This is a genomic window from Ruegeria sp. (assembly GCF_965199275.1).
Taxonomy (GTDB): Bacteria; Pseudomonadota; Alphaproteobacteria; order Rhodobacterales; family Rhodobacteraceae; genus Ruegeria.
In genome coordinates this window covers 270,933-290,815 of record NZ_CBDAQX010000008.1, presented here as the reverse complement: position 1 = coordinate 290,815, position 19,883 = coordinate 270,933, and the positions used below count along the sequence as shown (strand labels likewise).

The following is a 19,883-nucleotide window of genomic DNA, read 5'->3' as shown; positions in this document are numbered from 1 at the left end:
CCTCGCCTGTTCTTTTTCTGCCCCTCAGGGCCGGACTTTAACCTGCTCCGAAGGTTTCGCCAACAAACCCAACCAAATCAGAGGGTCGGGTGAGTGTCAGACCTGCCACAGTACCGGTTTTGCCGCCCGCCGGAGCGATTGCCGATGTGAAACCAAGTTTTTGTGCTTCTTTCAACCTGTTTTCGGTCTGAGGGGCCGGTCTAAGTGCCCCAGAAAGCGAGATTTCTCCGAAAACGACCGTATCAGCGGGCAGGGCGCTGTCTTCTCGTGCACTTAGTAACGCTGCGGCAACAGCCAGATCGGCGGCGGGTTCACTGACCTTCAGCCCTCCGGCGACGTTCAGATAGACGTCGAGACCCGCGAAGGGGATGCCGCAGCGGGCTTCGAGCACGGCGAGGATCATCGCCAGCCGCCCGCTGTCCCAGCCGACGACGGTACGACGGGGTTGCGAATGCGGTGACGGGGCGACGAGTGCCTGCAATTCCACCAAAACAGGGCGAGTACCCTCGATCCCGGCAAAGACGGCCGAGCCGGGGCTCGGCGTGCCGCGTTCGGACAGGAACAGGGCCGAGGGGTTGGTGACCTGCGCCAACCCTTTGCCCGTCATCTCGAACACGCCGATCTCGTCTGCGGGGCCAAAACGGTTCTTGACCGCGCGCAGGATGCGGAACTGGTGGCCGCGTTCGCCCTCGAAGTAGAGAACGGTGTCGACCATATGTTCGACAACGCGCGGGCCTGCGATCTGGCCTTCTTTGGTGACATGGCCGACCATTACGATCGACACACCGTGTCGTTTCGCAAACGTGGTCAATTCATGCGCTGCAGCCCGGACTTGTGACACCGAGCCGGGCGCGCTGTCCACATTGTCGGCCCACATGGTCTGAATCGAGTCGATGATGGCGAGGCCAGGTCTTTCGGCCTCCAGCGTTGTCAGGATGTTGCGCAGATTGGTTTCCGCCGCCAGTTGCACCGGCGCGTCCTCGAGCCCCAGACGGCGGGCACGCATACGGACCTGCGCGCTGGCTTCCTCGCCCGAGACATAGATCGTTTTGACACCCGCGCGCGCGAACCGAGCGGCGGCTTGCAGCAGAAGGGTGGATTTGCCGATACCGGGGTCTCCGCCCACCAGCAGGGCCGAGGCGGGGACGAGGCCGCCGCCCAGAACGCGGTCAAGTTCATCCACCCCGCTGAGTGTACGGGGTGGTGGGGTCTCCTCGGTCGACAAGTCCGTGAGTGCAATGGACTGGCCCCGCTTGCCGCCGAGGGATTTCTTGGCTGGACCAGCCGACAGGGGCACGTCCTGGGTGATCGTGTTCCATTCGCCGCAGGCGTCGCACCGCCCGGACCACCGAGTATGTGTCGCACCGCAGGCCGAACAGGAGAAAGAAGTCGTCTTTGCCATGAGGCCTTTGGTGCCCGAGGACGGGCGGTTCTTCAAGCCCTTGCAGGCTTTCATCTCCGCCGGTGGCGCGCCGCGTCCTCAGGCCCTGCGGGCCATCGGGTGCGCCGGGCGCTGCCGCGCCTATTCCGCGGCGCGAGGGGGCGACATTGCGACCACGCTGGAGGCGCTTGGGTCGCTGCCGTCGGGTGGTGTCTGCAATTGTGCCGAAAGCTCAGGTAGAAGTTCGAACAGTTCATCCCGCAAGCGCGACAGTTGGGATTTGGCGATGGATTCCTCGATCTCGATATCGCGGGTCCATTGGCTGAGTTCGTGCAGGATGGTCTGGGCGTCCTCGATCCGTTGCTGGAACAGTTCGACCTCTTCCTGCCGCTGTTTCAGGAACATCCGGGCGCGTTCGACCCGGTCGTTGCCATAGGTTTCGGCCAGTTCGTGGCTGATCTGGCTCATCTGAGCAGCGGTTTCCAGGATCTCAGGTTCCAACGCCTGAAGGTCGGGATGGTCGCGCAGAAACGCCATACGCTCTTTGACCGCATCGAACTCCGAGGCCAGAGCGAAAACGCCGCTGCGGTCGGCAGCATGGGCGATCTGGTAGGCCTCGACGATATCCTGCATGTTCAGCGAAAACTTCCTGTGTGCGTTCTCGAGTGCCATCATTCGGGCGCTTGAAGGCAGGTAGAAGCCCAGCATGAGAATCAGGCAGGTCAGGCCGATCTGAACAAAAATACCAGCGTCGATCACGCCGGTCTGGCCGAATCCGGCCTGAAGGGACAGCCAGGGCAAAACCCCCAGCGCCGAAAGTGAGGTTGCAACCACCGCGCCGAGGGCTGCGACGCAGATCATGAAAAAAGTCAGTCTTAAAAAGGCATTCTGAAATTGAAATGTAATGTTGTTGAGGGCGGGCATGGTCGTCCATCTCCTTCTCAAACCTATACAAATCGGGCCGAAGCGGAGGACATATCAAACACGCAAGGTGATCCTCTGCGGACCCGTACACGACTAGAACTTTGCTGCTCGAAATATAGAGATGATACTTAGAAATGTGTTTTCAATCAACACGGTCTGTCGCTAACTGTCGCTAACACGCGATATGTCCGGTGTATGTAACATGCGATCTGTCCGGTTCTATTCTGTCTCTGAGAGGAGGCGTTATGAACCGAGCAGAAGTGTTACAGGAAGTTCGACTGATGAAGTTTGAAGATGTGTATTCGCGGCGAAGCGCGAACAAGCTGACGCAAGAACAGGCGGCTGAGATACTGGGTGTATCCGTGCGCACCGTCAGGCGTTGGGAGGATCGATTTGAGGCGGATGGTGCAGAAGGTCTGTACGACCGTCGGCTTGGCAAACTGGCCAACAATCGTGTTGCCACGGATAAGGTCATGGAGATGCTTGAACTGTTTGATACCAAGTACTGGGATTACACGCCGAAGCATTTCCACGAGAAGCTGGTGGCCCACCATGGTTTCACACAGAGCTACAACTGGGTGCGGCTTACACTGCAGCGCCACGGCCGGGTTCAGGCAGCACCCCGACGAGGTGCCCATCGGCGCAAGCGGCCCCGCCGTCCGATGGTTGGCATGATGTTGCATCAGGACGGCTCCAGCCATGAATGGGTTCCGGGTCAGTGGTGGGATCTGATCGTCACCATGGACGATGCCACCAACCGGGTTTATTCGGCATTCTTTGTCGAGGAAGAAGGGACGATGAGCAGTTTTCAGGGGCTGACAGAGGTGATCGAGGCGCAAGGTCTGTTTTGCTCGCTCTATGCCGATCGGGGCTCTCATTACTGGACGCCCGAAGCGGGCGGCAAAGTGGACAAGGACAATCTGACCCAGGTCGGGCGCGCCTTGCAGCAACTCGGCATTGAGCTGATCCCGGCCTATTCACCGCAGGCCCGTGGACGGTCTGAACGCATGTTTGGCACGTTCCAGAACCGATTGCCGCAGGAACTGCGGTCCCATGGGATCACAACCATTGAAGAGGCCAATCAGTTCCTGAAAGAGGTCTATCTTCCCGAACACAATGCCCTGTTTGCAAGGGAGCCGGAGGATACGACCTCGGCCTTCGTGCCGTTTACAGGCAATGTGCGCGACACCCTGTGTGTGCAGGAAGACCGCGTCGTCGGCAACGACAATACGGTGCGCTACAAGGGCCTGGTCATGCAGATCGCGGCAGACAGGCACCGTCATCATTTCGTCAAGGCGAAGGTCAGGGTCCACGAATACCCCGATGGTCAACTGGTCATCTTCCACGGCCCGAGATGCATTGGCCGCTACCAGCCTGACGGCATCACACAGGAGGATAGCAAACACAAAGTCGCGTGACCCGCTTCGACGTGGCGCGAACGCGGTGGCCCAAATCTACGGTCGCCTACGGCTCCCTCCGAATTGGGCCACCGCGCAATCAACTGAAGCGGACAATTGGCATGTTACCTACACCGGACAATTCAGAATGTTCTCGACACACGGTCTGTCGCTAACTGTCGCTAACACGCGATATGTCCGGTGTATGTAACATGCGATCTGTCCGGTTCTATTCTGTCTCTGAGAGGAGGCGTTATGAACCGAGCAGAAGTGTTACAGGAAGTTCGACTGATGAAGTTTGAAGATGTGTATTCGCGGCGAAGCGCGAACAAGCTGACGCAAGAACAGGCGGCTGAGATACTGGGTGTATCCGTGCGCACCGTCAGGCGTTGGGAGGATCGATTTGAGGCGGATGGTGCAGAAGGTCTGTACGACCGTCGGCTTGGCAAACTGGCCAACAATCGTGTTGCCACGGATAAGGTCATGGAGATGCTTGAACTGTTTGATACCAAGTACTGGGATTACACGCCGAAGCATTTCCACGAGAAGCTGGTGGCCCACCATGGTTTCACACAGAGCTACAACTGGGTGCGGCTTACACTGCAGCGCCACGGCCGGGTTCAGGCAGCACCCCGACGAGGTGCCCATCGGCGCAAGCGGCCCCGCCGTCCGATGGTTGGCATGATGTTGCATCAGGACGGCTCCAGCCATGAATGGGTTCCGGGTCAGTGGTGGGATCTGATCGTCACCATGGACGATGCCACCAACCGGGTTTATTCGGCATTCTTTGTCGAGGAAGAAGGGACGATGAGCAGTTTTCAGGGGCTGACAGAGGTGATCGAGGCGCAAGGTCTGTTTTGCTCGCTCTATGCCGATCGGGGCTCTCATTACTGGCATACGCCCGAAGCGGGCGGCAAAGTGGACAAGGACAATCTGACCCAGGTCGGGCGCGCCTTGCAGCAACTCGGCATTGAGCTGATCCCGGCCTATTCACCGCAGGCCCGTGGACGGTCTGAACGCATGTTTGGCACGTTCCAGAACCGATTGCCGCAGGAACTGCGGTCCCATGGGATCACAACCATTGAAGAGGCCAATCAGTTCCTGAAAGAGGTCTATCTTCCCGAACACAATGCCCTGTTTGCAAAGGAGCCGGAGGATACGACCTCGGCCTTCGTGCCGTTTACAGGCAATGTGCGCGACACCCTGTGTGTGCAGGAAGACCGCGTCGTCGGCAACGACAATACGGTGCGCTACAAGGGCCTGGTCATGCAGATCGCGGCAGACAGGCACCGTCATCATTTCGTCAAGGCGAAGGTCAGGGTCCACGAATACCCCGATGGTCAACTGGTCATCTTCCACGGCCCGAGATGCATTGGCCGCTACCAGCCTGACGGATCACCCATCACACAGGAGGATAGCAAACACAAAGTCGCGTGACCCGCTTCGACGTGGCGCGAACGCGGTGGCCCAAATCTACGGTCGCCTACGGCTCCCTCCGAATTGGGCCACCGCGCAATCAACTGAAGCGGACAATTGGCATGTTACCTACACCGGACAATTCAGAATGTTCTCGACACACGGTCTAAGCTTTTCGTGAAGTGGATGTCATCTCGGTAATATATCCCAGCGCGATCGAGGCCAGAATGCAGCCGGTGAACAGGTAGAGGCCCCAGGCCGTCTCGATGGTCGCGTAAGAGATCCCCTTGGCCAGCGTGATGTAGAGCGCGATCAGGAAAATATCCGCCATGGCGAGCTTGCCTAGGATGTTCAGCGCGGGTTGGACGCGGGCATCCAGCAGGTCCCATTGGATCAGCGCTGTGCCGATGGTTTTGATGTAGGGGGCGAAAAGGGCAAAGACTGTGACGACGAGCGCGAGGAAGATGTCGGATTTCCAAAGAGATTGGAGGCCGGTGATGACGCTGATTTCGGAAAGTCCGAAGATCGGCAGCAGGCCCGCGCGCATCAGCGGGGCGAACCACGCGATCGGGTAGAGGATCAGGAGGGAGAGGGTGGCGAGGCGGAGGGTCATTGGCTGTGCGTCTCGTCGAGATTTCAGATTTTGCGGCGATGTTTTGTTATGGTTAACTTAAACCGGTACTCGCCACTGAGTTATTTTTAGACGGGGAGGAACGATGTCGGGTTTTGTGGCCTACAAGTCAATTGTTGATCCATCGGACTGTGACTTTCTGGGGCATATGAATGTGTCCAAGTATTTTGCGGCATGCTCGGATTCCGTTTTTGCGTTGCAGGCAGAGCTGGGGCTTACGGCCGAAGACATGCGTTCGGGGCGAAAGCTATCCTTTGCGGTGGTCCATGCAGACAGCAATTTCCTTTCGGAATTGAGTGCCGGCGAAGCGATCCAGATGGAAAGCGAAATCCTTGAGGTAGGAACGAAATCCATGACCTTCAGCCACAAACTAATTCGAGTTGCGGACAGTAAAACGACATTTTCCACTGTTTTCAAATGCGTCTTGCTCAACCTGCAGACAAGGCGAGCAGAAGCTATTCCGCAGGACGTTATCGAACGTTCGACTAGGTGGATGGCAAAGAGCGAAGATTAACGCACCGCCTCAATCGGCCCTTCCGCGCTTCCGCTGATGAACTGCTCCAGATACGGATCGCCCGAGGCATCCATCTGACCCACAGGCCCGGTCCACTGGATCACCCCGTCATGCAGCATTGCCACATTGTCGGCAATTGCGCGGACGGATGTCATGTCGTGGGTGATGGTCATCGCGGTTGCGCCCATCTCGGTCACGATCTCACGGATCAGGTCGTTGATGACGCCGGACATGATCGGGTCCAACCCGGTTGTGGGTTCGTCGAAAAAGATGATCTCGGGCTCGGCGGCGATAGCGCGGGCTAGGCCCACGCGTTTCTGCATCCCGCCCGACAGCTCGGACGGAAAGCGGTCAGCGACGTTGGATTTCAGACCCACACGGCGGAGTTTCTCGATGGCGATCTCGCGCGCCTCATCCGTGGGGCGTTTCAGTGAGCCGCGTAGCAGGCGGAAGGCGACGTTCTGCCAGACGGTTAGCGAGTCAAACAGGGCCGCGCCCTGAAACAACATGCCAAAGCGTGCCAGAAACGCGTCTCGGTCGCCCTTGCTGGCGTCCTTGCCGTCGACATAGATCATGCCGCTGTCGGGCTTGATTAGGCCGAGGATACATTTCAGCGCGACCGATTTGCCCGTGCCGGACCCACCGATGATCACCATCGAGGTGCCCTTGGGGATCTCAAGGTTCATGCCCTGCAGCACGTGGTTGTCATCAAAGGACTTTTTGACGTTCTCCATCCGGATCATAGCGAGAAGAACACTCCTGTCAGAACGAAGTTGGCGGCGAGGATCAGCACGGCGGCGGCCTCGACCGAGCCTTTGGTGGCGCGACCCACGCCCTGGGCGCCCCGGCCCGAGTTCATGCCGTAGTAGCAGCCCATGATGGCCGCGATCAGGCCGAAGGCTGCGCCTTTGACAAGGGATGAGACGATGTCGCGGGCCTCAAGAAAGTTGACCGTGTTTTGCAGATAGGCGGCCGGGTTGAACCCGAGGTTCTGTGTCGCCACAGTATAGCCGCCCATGATGCCGATGATGTCTCCGATACCGACAAGGATCGGCACCGTGATCAGTGCCGCCAGTACGCGCGGAGCGGTGAGGTATTTCATCGGATGGGTCGACAGGGTGACCAGCGCGTCAATCTGTTCGGTCACTTTCATCGTGGCGATTTCGGCTGCGATGGAGGAGGTCACGCGGGCGGCGATCATCAGGCCGACCAGCACCGGGCCAAGCTCTCGCACCATGCCGATGGCGACGATCTGAGGGACCACGGCCTCGGCATTGAACCGCGCGCCGCCTGCGTAGATCTGCAGGGCCAGCGCGCCTCCGGTAAAGATGGCGGTCAGGCCGACCACGGGCAGCGACAGCCAGCCGATATTCAACAACGCCATCGCGATCTCGCGCGGGTAGTAGGGCGGGCGCAGGATGTGCGACAGCGAGTCCAGAGCGAACAGGGTCACGCGCCCAAACGCGGCCAGCAGGGTCAGAACTGTGCGGCCCAACCCACCCAGCAGAGACAGCGGGTTCATTCCACGTACCCTCGTGAATAACGGCGGCCCATAGAGGTAAGGATTTCATAGCCGATCGTGCCGGCGGCCTCGGCCAGATCATCGACGGTCTGATGTCCGTTGAGGATGCGCAGTTTCTCGGGCTCAAAGCCCAGATCGGTGACGTCGATGGTGATCAGGTCCATCGAGATCCGACCGACGACCGGGCAGGGTTGGTTGCCCGCGAAGGCGTCAATACCGCCGCCAATGGCGCGGTGCAGGCCGTCGGCGTATCCGGCGGTGACGGTGGCGATCTTCGACGGTCGGCGTGCCGTCCAGCTGTTGCCGTAGCCCACGGTTTCTCCGACCGCGACGTCGCGCACCTGCACGACCGGCAGATCGACGGTGACGACGGGCTTGGCTTCGGCAAAGGGCATTCCGCCGTAAAGGCCGATGCCGGGGCGGCAGAAGTCGAAGTGAAATTCAGGCCCCAGCAAGGTGCCTCCGGTGGCTGCCAGAGACCGGGGGGCCGTCATACCGTCTGTCATGCCGCGAAACGCGGTCAGCTGTTGCTGGTTCATGGGGTGATCCGGCTCGTCCGCGCAGGCCAGATGAGACATCACAACCGCCGGGTTCAACGCCTCGGCCTTGGGGCGCAATTCGGCCCAGTCGGGGGCCTCGAGCCCCAGACGGTTCATGCCGGTGTCAAGCTGGATGCCAAAGCTGTGGCCGGGCAGGGCCTGCTGGTGGCGCTGGAATTGCGCGCCCGAGTTCAGCAGCGGCGTCAGGTCGTGATCGCGCAGCAGCTCGGTATCCCCGTCCATATGACCTGAGAATACAGCGATCATCGGGCCGGGCCCGACCGCCTCGCGAACGTCTGCGCCTTCTTCGGCGACGGCGACAAAAAACTTGCGGACACCTTCCTCGGCCAATGACCAGGCGACAGGTTCGGCCCCAAGACCATAGGCGTCGGCCTTAACTACGGCGCCGGTTTCGACATCCGTTTTTGCATCGAGCGCCCGCCAGTTACTGGCGAGCGCCTGAAGATTGATCGTCAAACGTGCGGTACTCATGGAGTTGTTCATGACACGGGAACGCGGCAGGTCAAGAGGGGATCGTACACAACCTGTCAGGAAAATCCGCAAGATAGGCGGCATACGGCCATCTGACGCAGGAATTTGGGTAGGTTTGAGGGGCTGTTGACTGGCAGTGATGCGCGTACCGGGACTGTGCAGCGATACAAGTCAAAGGTCTTTTGAGCGGCGGATCGTTCAGAGCGACCCACGCAGGAGGCCCGTCTTATCGCCGCTCGTCAAGCAGCGGCTTGTTGTTGTTAAGATGCCGGGTCACCAATTTGCGCTGGCGCTTTTTGCTTGGAATGTAGCGCGCGGGCTGCGGGGCGGCAAAGAGTGCAAGCTGCGGGAACAGCAGCATCAACTCTTCGCGTGAGGCGTCATCCATGGATTGCAGCGCCTGCGGGCCGGTAAATAGACTTTCACTGGGCGCGTCTTCGGCAAACAGCACCACGTGGCGGTCGAACACAAGGTGGTGATAGGTCACCTGCGAGACAATGGTGTCGACGAATACACCGGGCATTCGGGTCAATTGAATGGCCGAGACCAAAACGGATTCGGTCCCGAACATGCGTTGCGCAATCGGAGATCGGATCAGCATCCGATGCTGGCGCGAGACCATAAGATCACGTTTCGGCAGCGACTGCCCAAGCGCTCCAGCGACGATGCGAACCGGAAACAGTTGCGGGGTCTTTATCAACTCGGCCCGGTTGAGGCTGCGGGACAGGGTCATACGCAGGGTCTCCGGCGGGCCATCTTCGAGTAGAACTTGATCTCCGGCGCGGAGTGCCTCAACAGGAACCTTGCCACGCGGCGTGCCGATCAGAGTGCCGGCTGTGAAGCATGGCGCGCCGGGACTTGGGTTGGGGTTCTCGACGAAATTCACCCCGTCGGTCGAGGTAAGGGACGAGGTGTCATCTGTTCCGTTGCTGCCGATCTGGGTAGAGGTCTGCCCGCTGGCGGCGCCTTGTGTTGCGGTGACCTCATTGTCGAAGGACACAAAGCTCAGCACCGTGCCATTGTCGTCAAGCGACACAGCGCCCAGCCGGTTGATACGTGCCGAGACCACATAATAGTCGAAACCGTTGACCGTGTTCACCGGCGCTGTATCGACATCTGTGGAGCTTCGTACTGTTCCGTTGGCATTGTAAACTTGAACCCTCAGGTCCGAGACATCCGTACCGGTCGGAACGCGGATTTCGATGAAATCGCCGTCTGGCGCAAAATTTGGCCCGTTTCTGTATCGTATTTCCGAAATGATCGCGGGCAATGACGTAGGCCTTGCTAAAATCCGGCAGTACGTGCCGTCATTCAGTACACACTAACACACGACGATTGGCATTCAAAATCGGCTTTTTGGATATTTAAGGTGACTTTTAGTAACCCTCAATCTCGCCGCCTTGTTGCCAGGGTTTGACCAGATTGCCAAAGCGGGTGAACTGCGCCTCAAACGATAGCTCGACCGTGCCGATGGGGCCGTGGCGCTGCTTGCCGACGATGACCTCGGCCTTGCCATGCAGGCGCTCCATGGCCTGCTTCCACTCTTCCATCTTTTCCAGCTCGTGATCGCCGGGCTTTTCGCGTTCCTTGTAGTATTCCTCGCGAAACACGAACATCACAACGTCGGCGTCCTGCTCGATCGAGCCCGATTCCCGCAGGTCAGACAGTTGCGGGCGCTTGTCGTCGCGGCTTTCGACCTGACGGGACAGCTGAGACAGAGCGATCACAGGGATATTCAGTTCTTTGGCAATGGCCTTCATGCCCATCGATATCTCGGCGATCTCATTGACACGGTTGTCGGACATGCCCCGGCACAGCTGCAGATAGTCGATCACCAGCAGGTCCAGCCCGTGCGTACGCTTCAACCGCCGTGCGCGGGCGGCCAGCTGCGAGATCGGTAGCGCAGGCGTGTCGTCAATGAATAGGGGGCAGGCCTCCAATTCCTTGGCGGCATCGACGAAGCGGCGGAACTCGGCCTCGGTCATGTCACCTTGACGGATCTTGTGGCTGGAGATTTCAGAGGCTTCGGCCAGAACACGACCTGCCAGCTGTTCGGCGCTCATCTCGAGCGAGAAGAATCCCACGACGCCGCCATCAATCGCGCCTTCGCTGCCATCGGGTTTAAGCCCGCGCTTGTAAGCCTTGGCCACGTTGAACGCCACGTTGGTCGCGAGCGAGGTTTTACCCATCGACGGACGACCCGCGAGAATGATCAGGTCCGATGGGTGCAACCCGCCCAATTGTTTATCCAAGTCGGCCAGACCGGTGGAAATCCCCGCCATGCCGCCACCGCGCTGGTACGCCTCATTGGTAACGTTAACGGCTTCTGTGACCGCCTTAAGGAAGGATTGGAAACCCTGTTCGGTCTGGCCCTGCTCGGAAAGCTGATAGAGCTGTTGCTCGGCCTCAACGATTTGCTCTTTTGGTTCACTGGACACATCGACCCGCGCCGCCTTGTCCGAGATGTCACGGCCGAGCCGGATCAGCTCGCGCCGGATTGCGAGGTCATAGATCATCTGGGCATAGTCATGCACCGCGAAGGCACTGATTGAAGCCCCAGCGAGTTTGACAAGATAGGCGGGTCCGCCCAACTCCTTCAGGCCCTCGTCATCCGCCATGAAGGATTTCAGAGTCACAGGCGAAGCCAGCGCATTCTTGGCGATGCGCGTGGCCGCGACCTCGTAAATCCGTGAGTGAACCGGGTCGTAGAAATGCTCGGCCCCGATGATCGAGGCGACCCGGTCATAAAGATCGTTGTTGGTCAGGATCGCGCCCAGAAGCTGCTGCTCGGCCTCGATGGAATGCGGCATGGTCTCGGCGTTTTGAATCTGCGCCGCTGCCTGCTCGATACTGCTGATCTCGTTCATCTTGTCCCCGCTGCCCGTTCCGAGGTTCTACACGCCAAGCCCCGGTTCAAGCTATCTGCAAATGAATGGGGGTAAGTTGGGATAACCGCCCCCGGCTTCGGGATAACTGCCCATCTGAATGGGGATAACTTCCGCCCAGTTTTGCACGGGACGAAAGCTATCGCAACATTTGGTGTGATGGGCGCGAAATTCGACTAGATAGGCGCGCTTTGGATCGATTCGAAAATCAACTATCCCCAGCTTACCCACAGGCCGAATCTTACGATTTTTTCGCGTCCTGCCACCCACGCGGGTCGTTCAGGAAGGCTTCGACACCGCTAAGGGTCTCTTCGTCAAAGGCCTTTTGCGCCTTGGCCTCGGCCAGAACGTCCCACCAGGTGCACAGCGAATGCAGCTTCACACCGTGATCGCCCAGGGTCTTCTCGGTCTCGGGGAAGATGCCATAGTAAAAAATCACCGCGGTATGGCCACAGGTCGCGCCGGTTTCACGGATCGCGTCCACGAAGGACAGTTTCGAGCCGCCATCGGTGGCCAGATCCTCGACCAGCAGCACGCGTTCCCCTTCGCTCATTGCGCCTTCAATGCGGGCGTTGCGGCCGTAGCCTTTGGGCTTTTTGCGCACATAGGTCATGGGCAGGGCCATCCGCTCGGCGACCATGGCGGCAAAGGGGATGCCGGCTGTCTCACCGCCCGCGATATTGTCAAACGCCTCGAACCCCGCCTCGCGCATCACGGTGACGGTCAGGAAGTCCATCAGGGTCGAGCGGATGCGTGGGTATGAGATCAGCTTTCGGCAATCGATATAGGTGGGGCTGGGCAGGCCGCTGGCCAGCGTGAACGGCTCACGCGAGTTGAAGTGAACGGCCTTGATCTCCAGCAGCATCCGCGCGGTCAGGCGGGCAATTTCAGAGCTGTCGGGAAATGAACTGGGGATCATGGCGCAAACCTCGGGGCTGAAAGAGTGTTGCGGGCTGATAGCCTGTCCATCGGCCCGGAGTCGAGAGGGCCGAACAAAGAAAAAGCGGACCCGCGACAGGTCCGCTTTTGCCCTTGCGGGCGATGGGCAACCAAGGTGGGCTTAGCTGCTCATGTCATAGGCGCGCTCGCCGTGTACCGACAGGTCGAGGCCGTTTGTCTCGGTCTCGGCGTCTACGCGAAGCGGGGTGATGGCTGCAACCACCTTGATCAGCACAAAGGTGACAACTGCCGTAAAGGCACCCACAATCACAAGGCCTCCAAGCTGCGCTGTCCATGTGCCCAGACCGAACAGCGCAATCATCAGGGTGCCAAAGATGCCTCCGACACCGTGCACGGCAAAGACGTCCAGCGTGTCGTCAATGTTCAGCTTGTTGCGGATGACAAAGACGGCCTCCTGACACAGTACACCTGCAACGGCCCCGATGATCAGCGCCTGCACCGGACCCACAAAGCCCGAGGCCGGAGTGATCGAGGCCAGACCCGCAATGGTGCCGGTGACCAGACCGACCATCGACGCTTTGCCAAAGCGGATCTTCTCCCACAGCGCCCAGGTCAGAGATGCGGTCGCGGCGGACAGATGTGTGACGGTCATGGCCATCGCGGCGCTGCCGTCAGCGGCCAGTTGCGAACCGCCGTTGAAGCCGAACCAGCCGACCCACAACATCGCGGCACCGATCATGACAAAGCCCGGATTGTGCGGAGGCGTTGTGCGATTGCGGCGTGGGCCGAGGATCACGGCGATGATCAGCGCGGCCAGACCGGCGGTTTCGTGAACAACGATGCCGCCAGCAAAGTCGCGCACACCGATCTCACCCAGAATGCCGCCATCAGACAGCATCCCGCCGCCCCAGATCCAGTGGACCACCGGCGCATAGCACAGCAGCATCCACAGGCCCGAGAATGTGAGGACAAAGCCAAAGCCGACCCGCTCGACATAGGCGCCGACGATTAGGGCGGGGGTGATGATCGCGAAGGTCATCTGAAAGGCAAAGAACAGGATTTCGGGCAGGGTGCCCGCCAGGCTGTCGGCATCAACACCATTCAGAAACGCTTTGCCCAAGCCACCCCACAAACCGCTTTCACCGGGTCCGAAGGCGATGGAATAGCCCGCGACCAGCCAAAGGATGCTCATTAAACAGGCAATCGAGAAGCAGTGCATAAACACGCTGAGGACATTTCGGGCACGTACAAGCCCGCCATAGAACAGGGCAAGGCCCGGCAATGTCATGAACAGGACCAGTGCAGTTGCCACAATGATCCAGGCTGTATCGGCTCCGTTCATGGGCCGGTCTCCTTTTTTGCCGTTTGGGCGTCGGCCGGGCAAACCGCCACGGCCGACACCTCGTGAGTGGTGTGCGGCGGGTTGAAGCCGAGCTGGATCGGGGAAAAAAGAGGCAGAGGTGCAAAAAGACGCCTATTTAGGTGGCTTTTTGTCAACTGACGCTTAATTTTGCGTCAATGCGGTGTCGTTGCTTTAAATTTAAGCGGTTTGCGAAAGGCCGAAATAAAGCATTTCCAGCGCATGGTCCCGCGCCGCCTGACGGACCTTGTCGCGGCCCAGAGCGCCGAACTCGACAGTTTCGGTGCGCGTGGGTTGCCCGTCGACGGCAAGGCCAAAGCACACGCGGCCTTCGGGTTTGAATTCTGACCCTCCGGGGCCTGCGATGCCGGTGATCGACACGGCCAGTTGCGCGCTCGACTGCCTCAGCGCGCCATCGGCCATTTCTCGTGCGACTTGCTCTGAGACCGCGCCATAGGCGTCCAGCGTCTCGCCGCGCACGCCTAGCATCTGCTGCTTGGCCTCGTTGGTGTAGGTAACGAACCCCCGATCCACCACGGCCGAGCTGCCGGGGATGTCGGTCAAAGCAGCGGCCACCATGCCACCCGTGCAGCTTTCTGCCGTCGCGATCATGATGCCTTGTGCTTTTGCACGGTCCAGAAGCTCGGAGACAGTCATAGGCCCAACACTCCATGTGCGATCCCGGCCAGAACCATCACGCCGATGGCGGCAAAGGCACCGGCGATCACATCGTCCAGCATCACGCCTAATGCGTCTCCTTTGCGATCGGCCCAGCCGACCGGGCCGGGCTTGGTGATGTCGAACAGCCGGAACAGCAGGAACCCCGCGACCCAACCGGGCCAGAGCGCGGTGATCTCGATCCCATGCGCCCAGCTGGGGTAGGAAATGGCCCAGAGCGCGATGAACTGGCCTGCGACCTCGTCGACGACGATCTCGGACGGGTCGTGATCCTCTTGCCCGGCGGTCATCACCTTTGTGGCCCAAAGGCCCGCGATGAACACGACGAGCGTCGCAAGCACGAGCAGGGGGAAGCCGCCCAAAACATGCAGCACCCAGACCAGAGGCAGAGCCGCAAGCGATCCCCATGTGCCGGGGGCAGGGCGCAGATATCCGACGCCGCAGACGGTTCCGATCAGACGCGCGATGTTCATGCTTTCACCAGACAGGCTGTGGCGAGCGACGCGATGCCCTCGCTACGACCGGTAAAGCCCAGACGCTCGGACGTAGTTGCCTTGACCGAGACTTGATCGGTGCGCAATCCCATGATATTCGACATTTCTTCTTTCATTTTCGGGGCATGAGGGCCGATCTTGGGGTATTCGCAGACCAGCGTACAATCGACGTTCGAGATGCGGTAGCCCATCGCCTCGGCCAACTCGACCGCATGGCGCAGGAAGATCTCGCTGGCTGCGCCTTTCCATTGCTGGTCCGAAGGGGGGAAGTGCTGGCCGATATCCCCTTGTGCTAGCGCGCCGTAAATCGCGTCGGTGACCGCGTGCATCCCGACATCCGCGTCGGAATGCCCTTGCAGCCCGCGTTCATGCGGGACTTTCACACCGCAGAGCATCACGTGATCGCCATCGCCAAAACGATGCACGTCATAGCCGTTGCCCAGCCTCACATCCATAGTCGTTCCCATTATGCTTTCCGCCCGTTCGAAATCCTCGGGGCGGGTGATTTTCAGATTGTCCGCGTCGCCCGGCACAATGCAAACCTCAAGACCTGCGGCCCGTGCGACCTCTACATCATCCGCGGCTCCGCCGGGATGCGCGGCGTGCGCCTTGACGATGGCATCGTAGTCAAATCCCTGAGGGGTCTGCGCAGCGAACAGGTTGCTACGGTCCTGCGTCCCAGAAACCGAGCCATCATGCCCGATCCAAAGCGCATCCGTAACAGGCAAACCGGGGGCGGCGGCCTGATGCGTGTCCAGCGCGCTCAGGACGTTTTGAATGAGATGAGCCGAGACACAGGGCCGCGCCACGTCATGGATCAGCACGCGGGTCACTTGGTGATTTTCCAATGTCTGCAATCCGTTACGAACCGAACTTGCCCGATCTGTACCGCCTTTGGCCAGTATTAAGTCGGTGTCACGAAACTCCTCCCAAGCCCGGGCGTCTTCGTCCGACAAGACCAATACGATGTGGTCGACAACGCCACGGAACCGGTCGATCGTCCAATCCGCCACGCGTCGACCGGCCAGCGTGCGCCATTGCTTGGGCGTGCCGCCTCCGGCGCGCAATCCACGCCCTGCGGCAACGATTATGGCGGCTGTGGTCATGGTCGGGTTTCTCCGGAATGCTGCGCTTTGTTTAGGGGGCGGTGAATGCAGAGGCAATCACCCATGGTAATGTGATTAAAAAATAGGCAAGTGATGATTTTGCAGGCTTGATGACCGTGGTTTTGTTGTTCATATGCTTCGAATTCGATATCAAATCCGCAATTGCCCAAGGATTAAGCACGTTGACGCTGCACCTCGCTGACAAAACCGTATCTCCGCCTGTGTTGCTGGCCCCGATGGCTGGAATCACGGATCGCCCGTTTCGCGATCTGGTGATGCGTTTTGGCGCGGGCATGGTGGTCAGTGAAATGGTCGCCAGTCAGGAAATGGTACAGGCCAAACCCGGCGTGCGCGAGCGGGCCGAGCTGTCAGCCGATGTGGAAAACACTGCCGTTCAACTTGCCGGGCGTGAGGCGCATTGGATGGCCGAAGCTGCCCGTCAGGTGGCTGATCGCGGCGCGCGCGTGATCGACATCAACATGGGCTGTCCGGCCAAGAAAGTGACCAACGGCTATTCCGGCTCGGCCTTGCTGAAGACACCGGATCACGCCCTGAGTTTGATCGAGGCTGTGGTTGAGGCCGTCGATGTCCCCGTGACGCTGAAAACGCGGCTTGGATGGGATGACGCGTTGCTGAATGCGCCTGACGTGGCGCGCCGGGCTGAAGGGGCGGGAATTCAGATGGTTACGATCCACGGACGGACGCGCTGCCAGTTTTACAAAGGCCGCGCCGATTGGCAGGCGATCCGAGCGGTGAAAGAGGCGGTCTCGATCCCCGTCATTGCCAATGGGGACATCGTGGATACGCGTGCGGCCCGCGCAGCGCTGAAGCAATCGGACGCGGATGGTGTCATGGTTGGCCGAGGGGCGCAGGGTAAGCCATGGCTGCTGGCGCAGATCTGCCATGAGGTCTACGGCACCGATGCACCGGAGATCCCCGAAAGCGCGGATCTGATCGACATGGTGCGCGCGCATTATCAGGCGATGTTGAGCTTTTACGGCACGGACCTTGGCCTCCGCGTCGCCCGCAAGCATCTGGGCTGGTACATGGATGAGGCCGGAACGCCCGCGCCTCTGCGTCGCGCGGTTCTGACCTCGCGCGATACGGATGAGGTGCTGCGCCTGTTGGGTGATGCGCTGGAGTGGCAGCAGGGAGTGGCAGCATGACTTCGGATCAGAGCATCTGGAACTCGCTGCCGGTTCCGGCTTTCATTATCGACCAGGACGACCGGATTGCGGATGTGAATTCCTCGGGCGAGGGGTTTCTGAACGCCTCGCGCAAGTCGGTGATCGGCCACCCCGTCTGGGATCAGATCGCCGTTGATGCGCCGCTAGAGGAAGCCTTTGACCGCGCGCGTGCTCAGGGAACGCCTTTGTTCGTCAACGATGTGGATGCGGGGTCGGGCAATCGCGCACCGCTGCAATGCGCCTTGCAGATTGCACCGCTGGTTGGGCATCCCGGCTCGATGATCATGATCATATCTCCGCGCGAATTGGCGGGGCGTATGACGCGGGGCAATACGGTCAAATCCGCAGCGCAATCCGCCATCGGAATGGCAGAAATGCTGGCGCATGAGATCAAGAACCCACTTGCGGGGATCACCGGCGCCGCGCAATTGTTGAGCATGAATATCGCACCGCAAGACCTTGAACTCACAGATCTAATCGTTGCCGAAAGCCGTCGGATCGTAAAGCTGTTGGAGCAGGTCGAGCAGTTCGGAAACCTGCAGCAACCCGACTTCAAGCCGGTCAACATCCACGATGTTTTAGACCGCGCCCGCCGTTCGGCCTTGTTGGGTTTTGGCGCGGATATGGCCATTGTCGAGGATTATGACCCTTCGCTGCCACTGGCCTTTGGCGACCCGGACCAACTTCTGCAAGTTGTCCTGAACCTTTTGAAAAACGCCTCCGAGGCGGCTGGTCCGCAGGGCGGTACAATCCGCCTGCGCACTTATTTCGAACATTCCTTCCGCCTGCGCCGCAGTGATGGATCGGGACATTCGCTGCCGCTGCAGATAGAGATCATTGATGACGGGCCGGGCCTGCCGGAGAAAATCCGCAGTGACATCTTTGACCCCTTTGTCTCAGGCAAGGAAAACGGGACAGGGCTGGGGCTGGCCTTGGTCAGCAAGATCATCTCGGACCATGACGGCTGGATTTCCGTTGATTCTGTTCCGGGGCGGACCGTTTTCAAACTGTCGCTGCGCCGTGCGCCGGCTGAAAATAAAAAACCGAAAGAGGAGAGTATCTGATGGATGGCACCGTTCTGGTCGCGGATGACGACCGCACGATCCGCACCGTTCTGACACAGGCTCTGACGCGCGCCGGATGTAAGGTGCATGCCACATCCTCGCTGACCACGCTGATGCGTTGGGTTGGCGAAGGCAAAGGGGACGTGGTGATCTCGGACGTAGTCATGCCGGACGGTAACGGCTTGGAAATGCTTCCAAAGATCGCCGAGGACCGTCCTGGCTTGCCGGTGATCGTGATCTCGGCTCAGAACACGATAATGACAGCGATCCAGGCGGCCGAGGCGGATGCTTACGATTACCTGCCCAAGCCGTTTGACCTGCCAGACCTGATGAAGCGGACGGCGCGTGCCTTGGAGCAGAAGCAACGCTTGCAGAGCGACCCTGAACCCCAGGAGAATGAGCGCCCGGATGAGCTGCCTCTGGTCGGGCGTACCCCGGTGATGCAGTCGCTTTATCGTCTGGTGGCGCGGGTGATGAACACCGATCTCTCGGTCATGATTTCTGGTGAAAGTGGGACCGGTAAGTCTCTGATTGCGCGAGCTATCCATGACTTCTCGGATCGTCGGACGCTTCCGTTTGTGACGGCAACGGCGGCAGATCTGCGTGACCTCGAAGGCCCCGCACGCGTTATGGCGCGGGTGCGTGGCGGGACGCTGTTGATTGATGAGATCGCCGATATCGACGACGAGATTCAGGCGCGGATCGTGCGGATGATGGATACGCCTGGTGATCACGTGCCGCGCTTCATGGCCACCAGCCAATCGGATCTGACCGCCGGGATGGAGGGCGGGCGTATCCGTCAGGACCTCTACTACCGCCTCTGCGGCGCAACCATCCATGTCCCGGCTCTGCGTGAGCGGGTGGATGATATTACCCTATTGGCCGAGCATTTTCTGGCCCGCGAGGAAAAAGACCTTGGGTCCAAACGCTGGCTCAGCGCTGATGCGGTTGAGCTGGTCCGGCGCTATTCCTGGCCGGGCAATGTGCGGCAGTTGGAGAATGCGATCCGCAGGCTCAGCCTGACCAGCCGATCCGACGAGATCTCTAAGGCCGAGGTAGAGATGGTTCTGGGCAGCCAACCCGAAGCCGAGCCCGTTCTGGGCGGAGGAGAGCGTGAGAAGCTGGCAACCTCGGTTGAACGCCATCTGCGCCGCTATTTCGATCTGCACGGCAATATGCTGCCACCTCCGGGCCTGTATCAGCGCATTTTGCGGGAAGTTGAGGCCCCGTTGATCGAAATCGCACTGGAAGCCACCGGCGGAAACCAGGCAAAATGCGCGGATTTACTTGGGATTAACCGAAATACGCTGCGGAAAAAGATCACGGACCTCGATATTCAGGTGACACGCCGTCGCAAACTGATGTAATATCGCCACACAAAGCGTGGCATTCG

Annotated in this window: 19 protein-coding genes; 6 read left to right on the top strand and 13 right to left on the bottom strand. The window is 59.7% G+C overall.

Annotation, left to right across the window (positions count from 1 at the left end):
• Positions 1-37 precede the first annotated feature (37 nt).
• On the bottom strand, positions 38-1,402 hold the full coding sequence (radA, locus tag ACOERD_RS03610) for a DNA repair protein RadA (RefSeq protein ID WP_170373878.1): 1,365 nt from the start codon (positions 1,400-1,402) through the stop codon (positions 38-40).
• Between the two features lie 120 nt (positions 1,403-1,522).
• Positions 1,523-2,242 (bottom strand): DNA repair protein, encoded by a 720-nt coding sequence (locus ACOERD_RS03605; protein WP_419738079.1) that lies wholly within the window; start codon positions 2,240-2,242, stop codon positions 1,523-1,525.
• 308 nt (positions 2,243-2,550) lie between these two features.
• Here ACOERD_RS03605 and ACOERD_RS03600 point away from each other — a divergent pair, with 308 nt between their 5' ends.
• Positions 2,551-3,723 carry an ISNCY family transposase gene (locus ACOERD_RS03600; protein ID WP_419738078.1) on the top strand — a complete coding sequence of 391 codons (1,173 nt, stop codon included), beginning with the start codon at positions 2,551-2,553 and terminating at the stop codon, positions 3,721-3,723.
• Positions 3,724-3,957: 234 nt separating this feature from the next.
• A complete protein-coding gene (locus ACOERD_RS03595) occupies positions 3,958-5,139 on the top strand; it encodes an ISNCY family transposase (protein ID WP_419737631.1) in 1,182 nt (393 codons plus the stop codon).
• Between the two features lie 145 nt (positions 5,140-5,284).
• Here the strand turns inward: ACOERD_RS03595 and ACOERD_RS03590 are convergent, their stop codons facing one another.
• The gene (locus tag ACOERD_RS03590; protein WP_170638573.1) at positions 5,285-5,731 is read right to left on the bottom strand and encodes a paraquat-inducible protein A; all 447 of its coding nucleotides are present in this window, start codon (positions 5,729-5,731) and stop codon (positions 5,285-5,287) included.
• A 103-nt stretch (positions 5,732-5,834) separates the two neighbouring features.
• Here ACOERD_RS03590 and ACOERD_RS03585 point away from each other — a divergent pair, with 103 nt between their 5' ends.
• Complete coding sequence (locus ACOERD_RS03585) at positions 5,835-6,263, top strand: thioesterase family protein (RefSeq protein ID WP_170486860.1); 429 nt, start codon at positions 5,835-5,837, stop codon at positions 6,261-6,263.
• Here the strand turns inward: ACOERD_RS03585 and ACOERD_RS03580 are convergent.
• From ACOERD_RS03580 to ACOERD_RS03535, 10 genes are all read right to left on the bottom strand, one after another.
• Positions 6,260-7,006: an ABC transporter ATP-binding protein gene (locus ACOERD_RS03580; protein ID WP_419738077.1), complete on the bottom strand. Its 747-nt coding sequence runs from the start codon at positions 7,004-7,006 to the stop codon at positions 6,260-6,262. The genes ACOERD_RS03585 and ACOERD_RS03580 overlap by 4 nt on opposite strands.
• Positions 7,003-7,785, bottom strand: coding sequence for an MlaE family ABC transporter permease (locus ACOERD_RS03575; RefSeq protein WP_170458563.1), 783 nt, complete (start codon positions 7,783-7,785; stop codon positions 7,003-7,005). The genes ACOERD_RS03580 and ACOERD_RS03575 overlap by 4 nt, the downstream gene beginning before the upstream one ends.
• Positions 7,782-8,816, bottom strand: a complete 1,035-nt coding sequence (gene alr / locus ACOERD_RS03570; protein WP_419738076.1) for an alanine racemase — start codon at positions 8,814-8,816, stop codon at positions 7,782-7,784. The genes ACOERD_RS03575 and alr overlap by 4 nt, the downstream gene beginning before the upstream one ends.
• A 226-nt stretch (positions 8,817-9,042) precedes the next feature.
• On the bottom strand, positions 9,043-10,086 hold the full coding sequence (locus ACOERD_RS03565; RefSeq protein ID WP_419738075.1) for a Hint domain-containing protein: 1,044 nt from the start codon (positions 10,084-10,086) through the stop codon (positions 9,043-9,045).
• Between the two features lie 106 nt (positions 10,087-10,192).
• The gene (locus tag ACOERD_RS03560) at positions 10,193-11,683 is read right to left on the bottom strand and encodes a replicative DNA helicase (protein ID WP_170466628.1); all 1,491 of its coding nucleotides are present in this window, start codon (positions 11,681-11,683) and stop codon (positions 10,193-10,195) included.
• A gap of 259 nt (positions 11,684-11,942) precedes the next feature.
• Positions 11,943-12,620, bottom strand: a complete 678-nt coding sequence (locus ACOERD_RS03555) for an orotate phosphoribosyltransferase (RefSeq protein ID WP_419738074.1) — start codon at positions 12,618-12,620, stop codon at positions 11,943-11,945.
• A 141-nt stretch (positions 12,621-12,761) separates the two neighbouring features.
• Positions 12,762-13,943 (bottom strand): ammonium transporter, encoded by a 1,182-nt coding sequence (locus tag ACOERD_RS03550; RefSeq protein WP_419738073.1) that lies wholly within the window; start codon positions 13,941-13,943, stop codon positions 12,762-12,764.
• A gap of 198 nt (positions 13,944-14,141) precedes the next feature.
• Positions 14,142-14,618: a CinA family protein gene (locus ACOERD_RS03545; protein ID WP_419738072.1), complete on the bottom strand. Its 477-nt coding sequence runs from the start codon at positions 14,616-14,618 to the stop codon at positions 14,142-14,144.
• The gene (locus ACOERD_RS03540) at positions 14,615-15,112 is read right to left on the bottom strand and encodes a phosphatidylglycerophosphatase A (protein WP_419738071.1); all 498 of its coding nucleotides are present in this window, start codon (positions 15,110-15,112) and stop codon (positions 14,615-14,617) included. The genes ACOERD_RS03545 and ACOERD_RS03540 overlap by 4 nt, the downstream gene beginning before the upstream one ends.
• A complete protein-coding gene (locus tag ACOERD_RS03535) occupies positions 15,109-16,239 on the bottom strand; it encodes a bifunctional 2-C-methyl-D-erythritol 4-phosphate cytidylyltransferase/2-C-methyl-D-erythritol 2,4-cyclodiphosphate synthase (protein WP_419738070.1) in 1,131 nt (376 codons plus the stop codon). Before ACOERD_RS03535 ends, ACOERD_RS03540 begins: the two co-directional genes overlap by 4 nt.
• 182 nt (positions 16,240-16,421) lie before the next feature.
• On the opposite strand from ACOERD_RS03535, the gene dusB reads away from it, so the two are divergent.
• From dusB to ACOERD_RS03520, 3 genes are read left to right on the top strand one after another with little or no spacing between them, the layout of a single operon-like run.
• Positions 16,422-17,405, top strand: a complete 984-nt coding sequence (dusB, locus tag ACOERD_RS03530) for a tRNA dihydrouridine synthase DusB (RefSeq protein WP_419738069.1) — start codon at positions 16,422-16,424, stop codon at positions 17,403-17,405.
• Complete coding sequence (locus ACOERD_RS03525; RefSeq protein WP_170659687.1) at positions 17,402-18,490, top strand: two-component system sensor histidine kinase NtrB; 1,089 nt, start codon at positions 17,402-17,404, stop codon at positions 18,488-18,490. The genes dusB and ACOERD_RS03525 overlap by 4 nt, the downstream gene beginning before the upstream one ends.
• A complete protein-coding gene (locus tag ACOERD_RS03520; RefSeq protein ID WP_170373863.1) occupies positions 18,490-19,857 on the top strand; it encodes a response regulator in 1,368 nt (455 codons plus the stop codon). The genes ACOERD_RS03525 and ACOERD_RS03520 overlap by 1 nt, the downstream gene beginning before the upstream one ends.
• The last annotated feature ends 26 nt before the right edge of the window (positions 19,858-19,883 follow it).

Bases quoted from the DNA above. Each gene is read 5' to 3' on its own strand.
- radA (WP_170373878.1), bottom strand. From the start codon at position 1,402: ATGGCAAAGACGACTTCTTTCTCCTGTTCGGCCTGCGGTGCGACACAT.
- ACOERD_RS03605 (WP_419738079.1), bottom strand. From the start codon at position 2,242: ATGATCTGCGTCGCAGCCCTCGGCGCGGTGGTTGCAACCTCACTTTCG.
- ACOERD_RS03600 (WP_419738078.1), top strand. From the start codon at position 2,551: ATGAACCGAGCAGAAGTGTTACAGGAAGTTCGACTGATGAAGTTTGAA.
- ACOERD_RS03595 (WP_419737631.1), top strand. From the start codon at position 3,958: ATGAACCGAGCAGAAGTGTTACAGGAAGTTCGACTGATGAAGTTTGAA.
- ACOERD_RS03590 (WP_170638573.1), bottom strand. From the start codon at position 5,731: ATGACCCTCCGCCTCGCCACCCTCTCCCTCCTGATCCTCTACCCGATC.
- ACOERD_RS03585 (WP_170486860.1), top strand. From the start codon at position 5,835: ATGTCGGGTTTTGTGGCCTACAAGTCAATTGTTGATCCATCGGACTGT.
- ACOERD_RS03580 (WP_419738077.1), bottom strand. From the start codon at position 7,006: ATGATCCGGATGGAGAACGTCAAAAAGTCCTTTGATGACAACCACGTG.
- ACOERD_RS03575 (WP_170458563.1), bottom strand. From the start codon at position 7,785: ATGAACCCGCTGTCTCTGCTGGGTGGGTTGGGCCGCACAGTTCTGACC.
- alr (WP_419738076.1), bottom strand. From the start codon at position 8,816: ATGAGTACCGCACGTTTGACGATCAATCTTCAGGCGCTCGCCAGTAAC.
- ACOERD_RS03560 (WP_170466628.1), bottom strand. From the start codon at position 11,683: ATGAACGAGATCAGCAGTATCGAGCAGGCAGCGGCGCAGATTCAAAAC.
- ACOERD_RS03555 (WP_419738074.1), bottom strand. From the start codon at position 12,620: ATGATCCCCAGTTCATTTCCCGACAGCTCTGAAATTGCCCGCCTGACC.
- ACOERD_RS03550 (WP_419738073.1), bottom strand. From the start codon at position 13,943: ATGAACGGAGCCGATACAGCCTGGATCATTGTGGCAACTGCACTGGTC.
- ACOERD_RS03545 (WP_419738072.1), bottom strand. From the start codon at position 14,618: ATGACTGTCTCCGAGCTTCTGGACCGTGCAAAAGCACAAGGCATCATG.
- ACOERD_RS03540 (WP_419738071.1), bottom strand. From the start codon at position 15,112: ATGAACATCGCGCGTCTGATCGGAACCGTCTGCGGCGTCGGATATCTG.
- ACOERD_RS03535 (WP_419738070.1), bottom strand. From the start codon at position 16,239: ATGACCACAGCCGCCATAATCGTTGCCGCAGGGCGTGGATTGCGCGCC.
- ACOERD_RS03525 (WP_170659687.1), top strand. From the start codon at position 17,402: ATGACTTCGGATCAGAGCATCTGGAACTCGCTGCCGGTTCCGGCTTTC.
- ACOERD_RS03520 (WP_170373863.1), top strand. From the start codon at position 18,490: ATGGATGGCACCGTTCTGGTCGCGGATGACGACCGCACGATCCGCACC.